Source organism: Vibrio sp. 10N.239.312.C11 (assembly GCF_041466065.1).
GTDB classification, from domain to species: domain Bacteria; phylum Pseudomonadota; class Gammaproteobacteria; order Enterobacterales; family Vibrionaceae; genus Vibrio; species Vibrio tasmaniensis_A.
Genome location: NZ_JBFSRZ010000005.1, coordinates 90416 through 103646, shown reverse-complemented (window position 1 = coordinate 103646; position 13231 = coordinate 90416). Strand labels below are relative to the sequence as shown.

Genomic DNA, 13231 nt, shown 5'->3' with positions numbered 1-13231 from the left:
ACAAAACTCATTTGCGCCCCTTTTTAATCATCACATAACTAAAACCCGGCCCCCACAAGTGAGACCGACTTTGCATGTTACGGCAAATGTTTTATTAGCAATTCGCTTTTACTGCATCAGCAATTTTCAGTGCAGAACTCTGAACAAGTTCAGCATCTTCACCTTCGACCATTACGCGCAGTAGTGGCTCAGTACCCGATTTGCGTAATAGCACACGACCTTTCTCACCGAGTTCCGTCTCGACTTCAATAACAGCTGCTTTCACAGCCTCTGCTTCTAGTGGGTTTGAATCACCACTGAAACGAACATTTTCTAGAACTTGAGGGTATAACGTCATACCTTGAGAAAGCTCATTCAGTGTCATTTCACTATCGACAACTGAGGCTAATACTTGCAGAGCAGCAACGATAGCATCACCTGTCGTCACTTTATCTAATAGGATAACGTGCCCCGAATTCTCAGCACCGATCTTCCAGCCTTTAGCTAGAAGTTGTTCCATAACGTAACGGTCGCCGACAGCAGCACGTACAAACGGAATACCTAACTGCTTAAGGCCGTTTTCCATCCCAAGGTTGGTCATTAGCGTACCAACAACGCCGCCTTTCAACTCACCACGACGCAGTGCATCGCGAGCAATAATGTAAGCAATTTGGTCACCATCAACTTTATTGCCTAGCTCGTCAACCATGATGATGCGGTCACCATCACCATCAAAGCCAAGACCTAACGCCGCTTTTTCTTCAAGCACTTTAGCTTGCAGAGCGCGCACATCAGTCGCACCGACTTCGTGGTTGATGTTAGTTCCATTTGGCTCCACACCAATCGCAACAACCTCAGCACCCAGCTCTTTAAATACAGCAGGCGCAATGTGGTAAGTCGCACCATGCGCGCAATCCACCACAATTTTCATACCCGCTAGCGTCATTTTGTGTGGGAATGTACTTTTACAAAATTCAATATAACGGCCTGCTGCATCATTTAGGCGTACCGCTTTACCTAATTCGGAAGATTCCACGCACTCGATATCTTTGTCTAGCTCAGCTTCGATGGCGAGTTCAATCTCATCCGACAATTTAGTACCTTCAGACGAGAAGAACTTGATGCCGTTGTCATAGAAGGGGTTGTGCGATGCAGAGATAACAATTCCCGCTTCAGCACGGAAAGTTTGTGTTAGGTAGGCAACAGCCGGTGTCGGCATTGGTCCCGTAAACGTGGCTTGAAGACCAGCAGCAGCTAAGCCAGCTTCTAAAGCAGACTCAAGCATGTAGCCAGAAATACGAGTATCTTTACCAATGATCACTTTCTTTGTGCCCTGCTTTGCAAGAACACGACCAGCAGCCCAGCCAAGCTTCAAAACAAAATCAGGTGTGATTGGGTACTGGCCCACTTTTCCACGTACACCATCTGTGCCGAAGTAACGTCTTTTATCAGACATATTGATTTTCCTTAATTATGATTAGTGATTGTTATTCATCACTTCGATTATCTTCATCGCTTCCAATGTATCTTCTACGTCGTGAACGCGAATAATTTGAGCACCTTTCATCGCAGCAATGGTGGCGCAAGTAACACTTCCTACCATGCAATCTACTGGTGCTTTGTCTAGCAGTTTAAAGATCATCGATTTTCTCGACATTCCCGCCAAGACAGGCAAACCAAGCGTATGAAATTTTTCAAGGTGTGCTAATAGGTGGTAATTATGCTCTATCGTTTTACCAAAGCCAAAGCCAGGATCTAAAATAAGTTGATCTTTAGGTATACCTACGGACTCACAAGCCTCAGCCCTTTCTTTTAAAAAGTCTTCAACATCAGTGAAAACATCGTCATAACTAGGGTTAGCTTGCATGTTTCTTGGCTGGCCTTTCATGTGCATCAAACAAACTGGAACTTGAGCTTGAGCAGCAGCCTCTAAAGCGCCCGGCTCTTGCAGAGCTCGCACATCATTGATCAAGTCAGCACCCGCTTCAACGGCTTGACGCATCACATCCGCTTTGCTGGTATCAATCGAGATCCAAACATCAAACTTGGCGCGAATCGCTTTAATCGCAGGGATAACTCGAGCTAACTCTTCCTCTAAGGACACCTCTGGAGCACCCGGACGAGTCGACTCACCACCAATATCAATAATGCTAACGCCAGCCTGAATCATTCGCTCTGCTTGCAGTAAAGCATTATCTAATGAATTGAATTTTCCGCCATCAGAGAAAGAGTCAGGCGTAACATTGAGGATACCCATCACATGTGGGCGGTCTAAAACGAGCGTTTTATTGTGTGCTTTTAATATCATGGAAGGTGGGTCTTAAAGGTAAAAAATATCTTGGCCTAGAAACAGAAAAACCCTGAGCGTACTCAGGGTTTTAATTAATAGCTTAGCGATTAAGAATCTTTGTTTTGAGCGTCATCTGATTCAGATTTAGCTTCTTCAACTGTCGACTCTTCAGCTTTTGGCTCGGCTTCGGCTTTCTCTTCTGATTTAGCTTCAGGTTTAGCTTCTTCCTTTGCAGGTTCTGCTTTCGCCTGGTCACCCCAACCAGCAGGCTCACGAATGTCGTCTTTGCGTTCCATCAAGTCATCAATCTGACCTGCATCAATCGTTTCAAACTTCATTAGCGCATCTTTCATCGAGTGCATGATATCCATGTTCTCTTCAAGAATCTGTTTCGCACGAGCATAGTTACGGTCGATAAGAATACGAATTTCTTCATCGATTAATCTAGTTGTATCGTCAGAAACATGCTTTGCTTGGCTCATGCCGCGACCTAGGAAAACTTCGCCTTCTTCTTCAGCATAAAGAAGAGGACCTAGCTTTTCAGAGAAGCCCCACTGCGTAACCATCTTACGAGCAATATCTGTTGCACGTTCGATATCGTTAGACGCACCAGTCGAAACCTTGTCTTTACCGTAGATAAGTTCTTCAGCAAGACGACCACCGTACAAGCTAGAGATCATTGATTCTAGATGTTGGCGAGACATGCTTACGCGATCTTGCTCTGGTAGATACATAGTCACACCAAGTGCACGACCACGTGGGATGATTGATACTTTGTACACTGGATCGTGTTCAGGTACCAAACGACCAACAATTGCGTGACCTGCTTCGTGGTAAGCCGTTGACTCTTTCACTTCCTCAGACATCACCATTGAACGGCGCTCTGCACCCATCATGATTTTGTCTTTCGCAAGTTCAAACTCAACCATCGATACATTGCGTTTGTTACCACGAGCAGCAAATAGAGCCGCTTCGTTAACAAGGTTCGCAAGGTCTGCACCAGAGAAACCAGGAGTACCACGAGCAATCAGAGATGGTTCAACATCACCTGATAGTGGCACTTTACGCATGTGTACTTTAAGAATCTGTTCACGACCACGTACATCAGGTAGACCAACCACAACTTGACGGTCAAAACGACCAGGACGAAGTAATGCAGGGTCTAGTACGTCTGGACGGTTAGTCGCAGCGATAACAATAATACCTTCGTTACCTTCGAAACCATCCATCTCAACCAGCATTTGGTTAAGTGTTTGCTCACGTTCATCGTGACCACCACCAACACCAGCGCCACGTTGACGACCTACCGCATCGATTTCATCGATAAAGATGATACAAGGCGCTGCTTTCTTCGCTTGTTCGAACATGTCACGCACACGAGATGCACCAACACCAACAAACATTTCAACGAAGTCAGAACCAGAGATAGTAAAGAACGGTACTTTCGCTTCACCAGCAATCGCTTTTGCAAGCAATGTCTTACCCGTACCAGGAGGACCGACCAACAGGATACCTGTCGGGATCTTACCACCAAGCTTTTGGAAGCGGCTTGGGTCACGAAGGTAATCCACAAGCTCTTTCACGTCTTCTTTTGCTTCGTCACAACCAGCAACATCAGCAAACATCGTTTTGATTTGTTCTTCGCTCATCATTCGAGCTTTGCTCTTACCAAAAGACATTGCGCCTTTACCGCCGCCACCGCCTTGCATTTGACGCATGAAGAAAATCCACACACCAATCAGTAAGATCATTGGGAACCATGAAATGAAGATAGTGCCAAGCAGGCTCTGCTCTTCAGGTGGTGTACCCTGAACTTTTACGTTTTGATTAATTAAGTCATCAAGTAGCTTTTGATCATAAACAGGCATGTAAGTTACATACTTAGAACCACCACCACGACGTGTGAAGGTGATTTCGCTGTTATTGAACTGTGCGTCTTGAATCTGGCCTTGGCCAACTTCCTGTACAAACGTGGTGTAATCTACTGCTCTGCCGTTACTTTCCCCAGGGCCGAAGCTCTGGAATACCGACATCAACACTACCGCGATAACAAGCCACAGAATTAAATTTTTTGCCATGTCACTCAAGGTGTAAGCCTCTCGATAACTAATTGTAATTAAAGGTAGGGTACTACAGTTTGTAACCTGTAGCCATGTTGTTAACTCTCACTCTTGGAAGAGAATCGTTAACCTTTGTAACCAGTTGCTACGATAAACACTTCACGAGAGCGAGCTCGAGAAGAGTCGGGTTTTCTAACTTTGACTGTTTTAAACATCTCACGGACGTCCTTAACATATTGGTCAAACCCTTCGCCTTGGAATACTTTTACAACAAAACTACCATTGGTAGCTAGAACTTGTCGACACATATCCAAAGCTAATTCAACTAAATACATAGCTCTTGGCTGATCCACAGAATTGTTGCCTGCTATATTAGGTGCCATATCAGACATCACGACATCAACCATGTTTGGTTGTATACGTTCCAGCAACGCATCTAGCACAGCTTCTTCGCGGAAATCGCCTTGTAAAAAGCTCACTCCAGCAATCGGATCCATTGGTAACAAGTCACACGCAATGATTTGACCGTTGTCTCCGATAATCTTAGCAGCATATTGAGACCAACCGCCAGGCGCTGCACCCAAATCCACAATGGTCATCCCTGGAGTCAGCAATTTATCTTTCGTTTGAATCTCTTCCATTTTGAAATAAGCACGCGAACGATAGCCTTTTTTTCTGGCTTCATTTGCGTACTTGTCGTCGAAGTGTTCCTTCAACCAACGGCCTGAACTGGCCGAGTGTTTCTGTTTGCTCATTGGATACCTAAATTGGAGGAAAGTACTAATTGCTGAATAAATTATAGTCTTCAGCTTTAGATGGCGTTAAAATAGGTTTTTTCAACCCTAATACTAAATAAAATTGGCCGCGTAATGAACCTAAGTACCAAACAAAAGCAGCATCTAAAGGGCCTAGCTCACAGTTTAAAACCTGTTGTGCTAATGGGCGCAAATGGACTTACTGAAGCTGTTCTAGCGGAAATCGAATTAGCTCTAGACCACCACGAACTGATCAAGATTAAAGTTGCATCAGAAGACCGTGAGACTAAGCAACTGATTATCGATGCAATTGTACGTGAATCTAAAGCTGAGAAAGTACAGACTATCGGTAAAGTTCTAGTACTGTTCCGTCAGTCAGAAGCACGTAAAATCGAGATTCCACGCAAGTAAGCGAGCTTAATATAAGCTAACTTCATTAAAAGAAAGCCACTGCGCTTAGCTTTTAGTGTAGCGTGAGAAACGAAAAAGGTCGCATTAGCGACCTTTTTACTTATCAAAAACAAAGAAAATTCAATTAGATGTATTCTACTTTGTCGATTTCGAAGTCTTTATCACCACCAGGGGTAGAGATCAGTACTTCATCGCCTTCCATCTTACCGATAAGGCCACGTGCAATTGGGGATTTCACAGAAATGCGACCCGTTTTGATATCGGCTTCATCTTCAGAAACGATTTGGTAGCGGAATTCTTCATCCGTATCTACGTCAATCAAAGTCACTGTCGTGCCAAAGATAATCTTACCTGTGTTATCCATCTGCGTTACATCGATGATCTGAGCCAGTGATAGCTTATATTCAATATCTCGAATTTGAGCTTCACAGATACCCTGCTCTTCACGAGCGGCGTGGTATTCAGCGTTCTCTTTCAAGTCACCGAGTTCACGAGCTTCACCAATAGCTGCTGAAATAATAGGACGTAGCTTAAGTAGGCGATCTAATTCGTCACGTAGCTGCTGAGCGCCACGTACTGTCATTGGAACCTTTTCCATTTTTTACCTCTATGCCAAAGCTTTCTTTGGCCAACATAAATCCACCCAACATACTTATTGGGTGATAGAAACAAAACGATTTGGCTTAGTGTAAACAAACTTTATGGCTAAATCACCTTTATTCCACTTTGCGTTATAAAAGCTTTATCTAGGTCTAAATTACAGACATCACAAAAATGAATAATAACCTCACCATCAATAAGTTGGCGATGAAATATCTAAAAAAAACAAAAATAAACCAAATAAACACAGATCACACTTTTATAAAAACCATATAAAATCAACAGCTTATATGGTGGCAAACTCAATAAAACAGTGTGCATAATTTTTATTGATATCATTTTACTACCTGATGGTGGAACTTTAGGGTTAAAAAGTACCCCACGGATTGTTCTGGCAAGTTTCACGCTTTTGTTCTAAGCATGATTATGAAGCTTGATTAATACGAGCAATACACAAAAAGGATTCAAATCCTTGATAAATACCTTTATGGACAGTAATTAGGAATTAATAACATGAACAAGACTATGATCGCGCTTGCTGTATCTGCTGCAGCTCTTGCTACTGGTGCTAACGCTTCAGAACTATACAACCAAGACGGTACTTCTCTAGAAATGGGTGGCCGTGCGGAAGCTCGTCTATCTATGAAAGATGGTAACGCTCAAGACAATTCTCGAATCCGTCTTAACTTTCTAGGTCAAGTTGAAATCCAAGATGGCCTATACGGTGTTGGTTTCTACGAAGGCGAATTCACAACTGCTGAAAACGGCGAAGGCACTGACAAAAACAGCGACAGCCTAACTAACCGTTACGCTTACGCTGGACTTGGCGGTACATTCGGTGAAGTAACTTACGGTAAAAACGACGGCGCTCTAGGCGTAATCACTGACTTTACCGATATCATGGCTTACCACGGTAACTCTGCAGCAATGAAAATCAATGCTGCTGACCGTGCTGACAACATGCTTTCTTACAAAGGTCAATTCCAAGACCTAAGCGTTAAAGCAAGCTACCGTTTTGCTGACCGTACTGAACTAGATGCATCAGGTAAAGTTATTAGTGAAGCTAATGGTAACGCGAATGCTAAAGTAGCATCATACAGTGACAACAGCGCTGATGGTTACTCTCTATCTGGTATCTACGCAATCGGTGAAACTGGCGTTAAACTAGGTGCTGGTTACGCAAGCCAATACTCTGGTGATGAAGCTCAAGACGAATACATGCTTTCGGGTTCTTACACTATGGGCGACCTATACTTCGCTGGTGTATTCACAGATGGTCAAGTTGCTAAGAACGACGGTGATTACACTGGTTACGAAGTAGCAGCGGCTTACACTCTAGGTCAAACAGTATTCTCATCTACATACAACAACGCTGAAACTAATGGCGAAACGTCTGCAGACAATATCGCAATCGACGCGACGTACTACTTCAAGCCTAACTTCCGTGGCTACGTATCGTACAACTTCAACCTAATCTCAGCGGGTGACCAGTTCGGTACAGAAGGTACTAACCTACCTGCAACTTCAGCACAAGCTGAAGACGAGCTAGCTCTAGGTCTACGTTACGACTTCTAATTCTGATTATCTAATTGATTAATTAGTTAATTGAGAATCAAAACGCCCGCTCTATAGCGGGCGTTTTTTATATCTGTATACTGAAAACATCAGTCATCCAAGAAAACCTTCTATGCGCCTTCTATCCAGCTTACTCCTATGTGGCTTGTCACTGTGTAGCTATTCAATTAGTGCTTTCGAATACCTCCCTCTAGATAAACTGCCCGATGGCAGTAGCACAAGCTTGATACTGAAGTCATTGAGTGATGATTCGAGTGAGTTGAACACCAATAGCGATGGCTTTTACCCACCCGCCAGTACGTTAAAGCTAGTCACCGCTTTGGCAGCCAAATTGGAGTTAGGAGATAATTTTAACTACACGACCAGCATTGCGCGTTCTAATAAAGATGTCGTGATCTCATTCAGTGGTGACCCGACACTACAAAGAGAGCATCTAAAAAACCTTTTAGATCAATATGCTAAATCGCAATCTAAAACAATCAAGGGCAACTTATACCTCGATAACTCAGCTTTTACTGGCTATCAACGAGCGGTTGGTTGGCCTTGGGACATTTTAGGCGTTTGTTACAGCGCTCCCTCTAGCGCAATGACCTTAGACAGTAACTGCGCACAAGCCTCTATTTATACAAAAGATAACGGTACAACACGCGTATATATCCCAGCTCACTATCCGATAGACGTGACGACCACTGCCGCCACGGTAACTCGCTCTGGGCAGAAGGCAACACAATGCGACTTGGAGCTCATAACGACACCAGACAACACTTACAAGCTCTCTGGTTGCTTAGTTGAACGTAAAAAACCGTTGCCACTCAAGTTCGCGATTCAAAGTCCAGAACTTTACACCTATCAAGTCGTTACATCGATTCTTCAAGAACTGAGAATTGAAGTAAAAGGCAATGTGGTCGTTGGTAAAAAAGATAAATCAGGCAAAAGCACGTTAATCGCAAGTCACAGCTCAGAGAAACTTCCCGAACTGCTCAATATCATGCTCAAGAAATCAGACAACCTAATAGCAGACAACCTAACCAAAACGCTGGGTGCGACATTTTATGTTCAACCGGGCAGTTTTAATAACGGCACTGAAGCGATAAAGCAGATATTACTGACCAAAGCCAATATTGACCTAAGCCAAGCACAGTTGGTCGATGGTTCAGGGCTATCCAGAAATAACCGCATGACCTCGCAAACCATGGCTCAGGTGCTTCGTTATATCTGGGAAAGTGACCAACAGATCAACCTGATTGAGGCTATGCCTACATCTGGCACTGATGGAACGCTCAAATACCGTCAGAGCATGCGAAAAGCACCAATCCAAGGCAACCTTATTGCCAAAAGTGGTTCTTTGTATGGGAGCTACAACATGGCAGGCTTTGGTTTGGATAAAACGGGAAAACCAAACTCTCTATTTGTACAGTTTGTCCGTGATTACTTCCCTGAAGAGCAAGATCCAGACAAACCAGTAGAAGCACCCATCACCCAGTTTGAACGAGCTTTCTACACAGATGTAGTTGAATTCAGTCAAACACAGAGCAAACCTAAGTAATGTTCAACTCTGTTTAAGCTTCTACTTAAGCAATAAAAATGGCGCTGAAGATCTTGAATCTTCAGCGCCATTTTTGTCTCTAAGGTGCTTTTAGCTATTTTTATAAACGCTAAGCGATCCCTAAGAATGAATTAACCACAGTGAAGTAGATCCACATTCCAGAGATATCAACTATCGAAGCCAGTACAGGGCTCACTAACACAGCAGGATCAAGTTTGAAGAATCGAGCGACTATCGGTAACCCACCGCCGAGTACAGTTGATATGGTCACTTGAATAAACAGAGCAACAGCAATCGCGTAAGCAATCATATTAATGTCGTAACCACCCGTTGACTGGTTGTCACTGAATAATAAGATTCGGCCAATCATCACTAAGGCGATCGCAAGAGCTAAACAGATAGCAACTCTAAGCTCTTTCCATAGAACGTTGGCCCACTGGCGTTTCTTCAATTCCCCTGTGGCTAAGGCCCTAATGACCAAAGTCGCAGCTTGTGTTCCTGTGTTGCCACCCGCGGCAGCGATTACCGGCATATAGATCGCCAGAAGTACTAGCTGGCTAAGAATGTCTTCATACTGAGCAATGATAAGCCCAGAGACAATGCCCAGCAGTGCTAAGGCAATAATCCAACCGATACGCTGCCTAACATGGCTAAGCACTCCAGTTGAAAGGTAACCTTGTTGAGGTTCAACCTCTGAGTAGATCAGCCCTAGTTGGTGAGCTAGATGTCGAGAGCGCTTCTCAAAGCCCTGCTCTTCTAGCTCACTAAGTAAAGTCTGAATCGTACTAAGAGAGCATTGCCCAAGCACTAACACCGCATCTTCAAGTGGCATTCGGTTTAAAAGGTTAATTTGTTGCTCACGCCCATACTGTTGAAAGGCATTCGATACAGCTTGGATGTCTTGCTCTGAGTACAGAGCTTCAATAGATAAAAAAGTGTTGTTCATTACCGTCATGGCGAATCTCCCGATTGGCAAAGGTAACGACCATCAAAACAAGTAGCCTATAGAGAGTACCCCGAGAGTATAAAGCGGTGTACACCAAGAGCGTATAGCTATATACATCAAGAATATAAACTAAGCGCACCAAGAGCTTAAAGCACTGATGTGTCTACTTGTTAGAATCTAGAGTGTGGAAAAGAATGAGGGGAAAACAGATACCCTACCCGAACGGCAGGACAATAGATCAATACCGAGACGAGTTATTCTTCTCCATTCAAACTAGGAGGATGGTCGGTATTGTTCATAAAAATCTCCAAAATTACTGTCAGCTCGACAGCGCCCATAGTGTAGCAATCCTGTAAAAAATTCTTCGTCAACTTTCTGTCAATAAATAAGGGTCAATAAAAAAGGCATCCGAAGATACCTTTTCTATAAATCATTGAGATTTAATATTACTTAATAGTAATACGAGCAAACTTACGCTTACCTACTTGGTAAACTGCAGTACCTGCTTCAGGTACAAACTTGCTGTCTTCAATCTTCTCGCCTTCAAGCTTAGCAGCGCCTTGCTTGATCATACGCATCGCATCAGAAGTCGAGTTTACAAGACCCGCTTCTTTTAGAACGTTCGCAATCGGTAGGCCGGCTTCGAATTCAAATTCAGGCATTTCATCAGGAACTTGGTTCTTAGCAAAACGGTTAACGAACTCTTGCTCAGCCGCTTCAGCATCTGCTTCGCTGTGGAAACGAGCAATGATCTCTTTAGCAAGAAGTACTTTCACGTCACGAGGGTTTTTGCCCGCCTCAACGCCAGCTTTCAGTTCCGCAACTTCTTCAAGAGGACGGAAAGACAGTAGCTCGTAGTAGCTCCACATTAGATCGTCAGAGGTAGACATGATCTTACCAAACATCTCGCTTGGTGCTTCGCTGATACCGATGTAGTTGTGCGCAGACTTAGACATCTTCTTAACGCCGTCTAGACCAACAAGTAGTGGCATCATCAGTACCGCTTGTGGTTTTTGACCTGCTGCTTTTTGCAGTTCACGACCCATTAGAAGGTTAAACTTCTGGTCAGTACCGCCAAGCTCAACATCGCTCTCTAGTGCAACAGAGTCGTGACCTTGAAGAAGTGGGTACATGAATTCGTGGATTGCGATCGGTTGACCACCAGCGTAACGCTTTTTAAAGTCATCACGTTCAAGCATACGAGCAACAGTTTGGTTAGAAGCAAGACGAATCATGCCTTCTGCACCAAGTTCAGATAACCACTCAGAGTTGAAACGAATTTGCGTTTTCGCAGGATCTAGAATCTTGAATACTTGCTCTTTGTAAGTTTCAGCATTCTTCAATACGTCTTCACGGCTTAGCGGTGGACGTGTTGAGTTCTTACCTGATGGATCACCAACCATTGCTGTGAAATCACCGATAAGGAACGTCACTTCATGACCAAGCTCTTGGAAAGCACGAAGCTTGTTAAAGATAACCGTATGGCCTAGGTGGATATCTGGAGCGGTTGGATCGGCACCCAGTTTAATGCGTAAAGGACGACCTTCTTTTAGTTTCGCAATCAGTTCGTCTTCTGGAATCAGTTCTTCTACGCCACGTTTGATCTCGGCTAGTGCAGCTTCAATACTCGCCATTCTTGTTCACTCCCACAGATTTGGCAAAAATATAATAATTAGACATCTTACTTGAATAGCGATGTATTTTGAAACCAGTTACACTATTCCGTCGTCTATTTTCATAATATTTACAGAACGAACCGGAACATGTTGTCTATTTTTGCACGCCTTCCCATTTTGCACCGGGCATTTATCGCATTTTTTAGTGCCGTAATTTTTATCGCTATTTTCTTACTCCCCGACGTCAACAGCTTACGTGACGATACGGGAGCTTTAGTCGTTGGAAAACACTACCCACTGACGATCAGTGCATCAGCACTTGTTAGCTCAAGTGACGCACCACCGACGGCAGTACTCAAATGGGAGAAATACACCGTTCGCTCTGGCGAAAGCACCTCTGTTTTATTTGAACGTATTGGCCTTTCATACCGTTTACTGATCACTCTACTCAATACCAATAATGATATTAAGAAGCAGCTGTCCAATCTAAGACCTGGCGACGTATTACAATTCGGCTTTGATGAAAACAACGACCTTATTCAGTTGAAGCGACAGCTTAGTGCGTTTGAAAGCTTCAAGATCACTAAGTCTGGCGATTCATTCTCCTCTAGCTTCGACAAAAAGGAAGTGGCCTACCAATACAACTATGCCGAAGCCAACATCACGTCTAACTTCTGGAACGCCGGCGTCAATGCAGGCCTAACTGCAAACCAAATTATGGAACTGGCGGGCATCTTCGGTTGGGATATCGACTTTGCGTTGGATATTCGCAACAACGACAGCTTTAAGATTTTGTACCAAGAGAAAGTCGTTGAAGGCGAGGTGATTGGTCGCGGCAAGATCATGGCGGCAGTATTCAAAAACCAAGGTGATTCATTTACCGCGGTATTAGATGATAGAAGCGGCAACTACTTCGATGAAAATGGTCGTGCCATGAAGAAAGCCTTCTTGCGCTCACCGATTGATTTTCGCCGTGTAACATCGAACTTTAACCCTCGTAGAAAACACCCAGTAACCGGTAAGGTTCGAGCTCACCGAGGCACCGACTACGCAGCCCCTGTTGGCACACCTATCTGGGCAGCCGGTGACGGTATTGTTCAGAAATCGGGTTACAACCAATTCAATGGTAACTACGTGTTCATTCGCCACAGCAACACCTATATTACTAAATACTTGCATATGAAGCGACGTATGGTGAAAACAGGTCAGCGCGTAAAACAAGGCCAAACCATTGGTACTTTGGGCGGTACAGGCCGTGTGACTGGCCCGCACTTACACTATGAATTCTTGGTCAATGGCGTACATAAAAATGCGCGAACCGTGAAATTACCGCAATCTAAGTCGTTAACCGGTAAAGCAAAAGCAACCTTTATTGCCAACTCAGAGATTCGACTGAATAACCTTGAGCGATACGGCCAGTTGCTAGCGACTAATTAGGCAACTAGATACCAAT

General features: G+C 44.0%; 11 protein-coding genes. 4 read left to right on the top strand and 7 right to left on the bottom strand.

Annotated features, from left to right (window positions below):
- Positions 1 to 94: 94 nt before the first annotated feature.
- From glmM to rlmE, 4 genes are all read right to left on the bottom strand, one after another.
- A complete protein-coding gene (glmM, locus tag AB6D07_RS03870; protein WP_017101803.1) occupies positions 95 to 1435 on the bottom strand; it encodes a phosphoglucosamine mutase in 1341 nt (446 codons plus the stop codon).
- Positions 1436 to 1456: 21 nt separating this feature from the next.
- Positions 1457 to 2287: a dihydropteroate synthase gene (gene folP / locus AB6D07_RS03865; protein ID WP_017103865.1), complete on the bottom strand. Its 831-nt coding sequence runs from the start codon at positions 2285 to 2287 to the stop codon at positions 1457 to 1459.
- An 89-nt stretch (positions 2288 to 2376) separates the two neighbouring features.
- Complete coding sequence (gene ftsH, locus AB6D07_RS03860; RefSeq protein WP_029223088.1) at positions 2377 to 4347, bottom strand: ATP-dependent zinc metalloprotease FtsH; 1971 nt, start codon at positions 4345 to 4347, stop codon at positions 2377 to 2379.
- A gap of 107 nt (positions 4348 to 4454) precedes the next feature.
- Positions 4455 to 5084: a 23S rRNA (uridine(2552)-2'-O)-methyltransferase RlmE gene (gene rlmE, locus AB6D07_RS03855; protein ID WP_009847548.1), complete on the bottom strand. Its 630-nt coding sequence runs from the start codon at positions 5082 to 5084 to the stop codon at positions 4455 to 4457.
- Between the two features lie 114 nt (positions 5085 to 5198).
- Between rlmE and yhbY the strand changes: the two genes are divergently transcribed.
- The gene (gene yhbY, locus AB6D07_RS03850; RefSeq protein WP_004734509.1) at positions 5199 to 5495 is read left to right on the top strand and encodes a ribosome assembly RNA-binding protein YhbY; all 297 of its coding nucleotides are present in this window, start codon (positions 5199 to 5201) and stop codon (positions 5493 to 5495) included.
- Between the two features lie 124 nt (positions 5496 to 5619).
- Here the strand turns inward: yhbY and greA are convergent, their stop codons facing one another.
- Entirely contained in the window at positions 5620 to 6093 is a 474-nt protein-coding gene (gene greA / locus AB6D07_RS03845; RefSeq protein WP_009847549.1) for a transcription elongation factor GreA, read from the bottom strand.
- Between the two features lie 515 nt (positions 6094 to 6608).
- Between greA and AB6D07_RS03840 the strand changes: the two genes are divergently transcribed.
- Both AB6D07_RS03840 and dacB read left to right on the top strand, forming a co-directional pair.
- Entirely contained in the window at positions 6609 to 7670 is a 1062-nt protein-coding gene (locus AB6D07_RS03840) for a porin (protein WP_017097307.1), read from the top strand.
- Between the two features lie 112 nt (positions 7671 to 7782).
- Complete coding sequence (gene dacB, locus AB6D07_RS03835) at positions 7783 to 9216, top strand: serine-type D-Ala-D-Ala carboxypeptidase (RefSeq protein ID WP_017103864.1); 1434 nt, start codon at positions 7783 to 7785, stop codon at positions 9214 to 9216.
- Positions 9217 to 9325: 109 nt separating this feature from the next.
- Here the strand turns inward: dacB and AB6D07_RS03830 are convergent, their stop codons facing one another.
- Together AB6D07_RS03830 and tyrS are read right to left on the bottom strand one after the other, a co-directional pair.
- Complete coding sequence (locus AB6D07_RS03830) at positions 9326 to 10171, bottom strand: magnesium transporter (protein ID WP_009847552.1); 846 nt, start codon at positions 10169 to 10171, stop codon at positions 9326 to 9328.
- 437 nt (positions 10172 to 10608) lie between these two features.
- Positions 10609 to 11796, bottom strand: a complete 1188-nt coding sequence (gene tyrS, locus AB6D07_RS03825) for a tyrosine--tRNA ligase (protein ID WP_017103863.1) — start codon at positions 11794 to 11796, stop codon at positions 10609 to 10611.
- Positions 11797 to 11925: 129 nt separating this feature from the next.
- Here tyrS and AB6D07_RS03820 point away from each other — a divergent pair, with 129 nt between their 5' ends.
- Positions 11926 to 13215, top strand: coding sequence for a peptidoglycan DD-metalloendopeptidase family protein (locus AB6D07_RS03820; RefSeq protein WP_009847553.1), 1290 nt, complete (start codon positions 11926 to 11928; stop codon positions 13213 to 13215).
- Positions 13216 to 13231 lie beyond the last annotated feature (16 nt).

Coding starts and splice junctions, on each gene's coding strand:
- glmM (WP_017101803.1), bottom strand. CDS start 1,435: ATGTCTGATAAAAGACGTTACTTCGGCACAGATGGTGTACGTGGAAAA.
- folP (WP_017103865.1), bottom strand. CDS start 2,287: ATGATATTAAAAGCACACAATAAAACGCTCGTTTTAGACCGCCCACAT.
- ftsH (WP_029223088.1), bottom strand. CDS start 4,347: ATGGCAAAAAATTTAATTCTGTGGCTTGTTATCGCGGTAGTGTTGATG.
- rlmE (WP_009847548.1), bottom strand. CDS start 5,084: ATGAGCAAACAGAAACACTCGGCCAGTTCAGGCCGTTGGTTGAAGGAA.
- yhbY (WP_004734509.1), top strand. CDS start 5,199: ATGAACCTAAGTACCAAACAAAAGCAGCATCTAAAGGGCCTAGCTCAC.
- greA (WP_009847549.1), bottom strand. CDS start 6,093: ATGGAAAAGGTTCCAATGACAGTACGTGGCGCTCAGCAGCTACGTGAC.
- AB6D07_RS03840 (WP_017097307.1), top strand. CDS start 6,609: ATGAACAAGACTATGATCGCGCTTGCTGTATCTGCTGCAGCTCTTGCT.
- dacB (WP_017103864.1), top strand. CDS start 7,783: ATGCGCCTTCTATCCAGCTTACTCCTATGTGGCTTGTCACTGTGTAGC.
- AB6D07_RS03830 (WP_009847552.1), bottom strand. CDS start 10,171: ATGACGGTAATGAACAACACTTTTTTATCTATTGAAGCTCTGTACTCA.
- tyrS (WP_017103863.1), bottom strand. CDS start 11,796: ATGGCGAGTATTGAAGCTGCACTAGCCGAGATCAAACGTGGCGTAGAA.
- AB6D07_RS03820 (WP_009847553.1), top strand. CDS start 11,926: ATGTTGTCTATTTTTGCACGCCTTCCCATTTTGCACCGGGCATTTATC.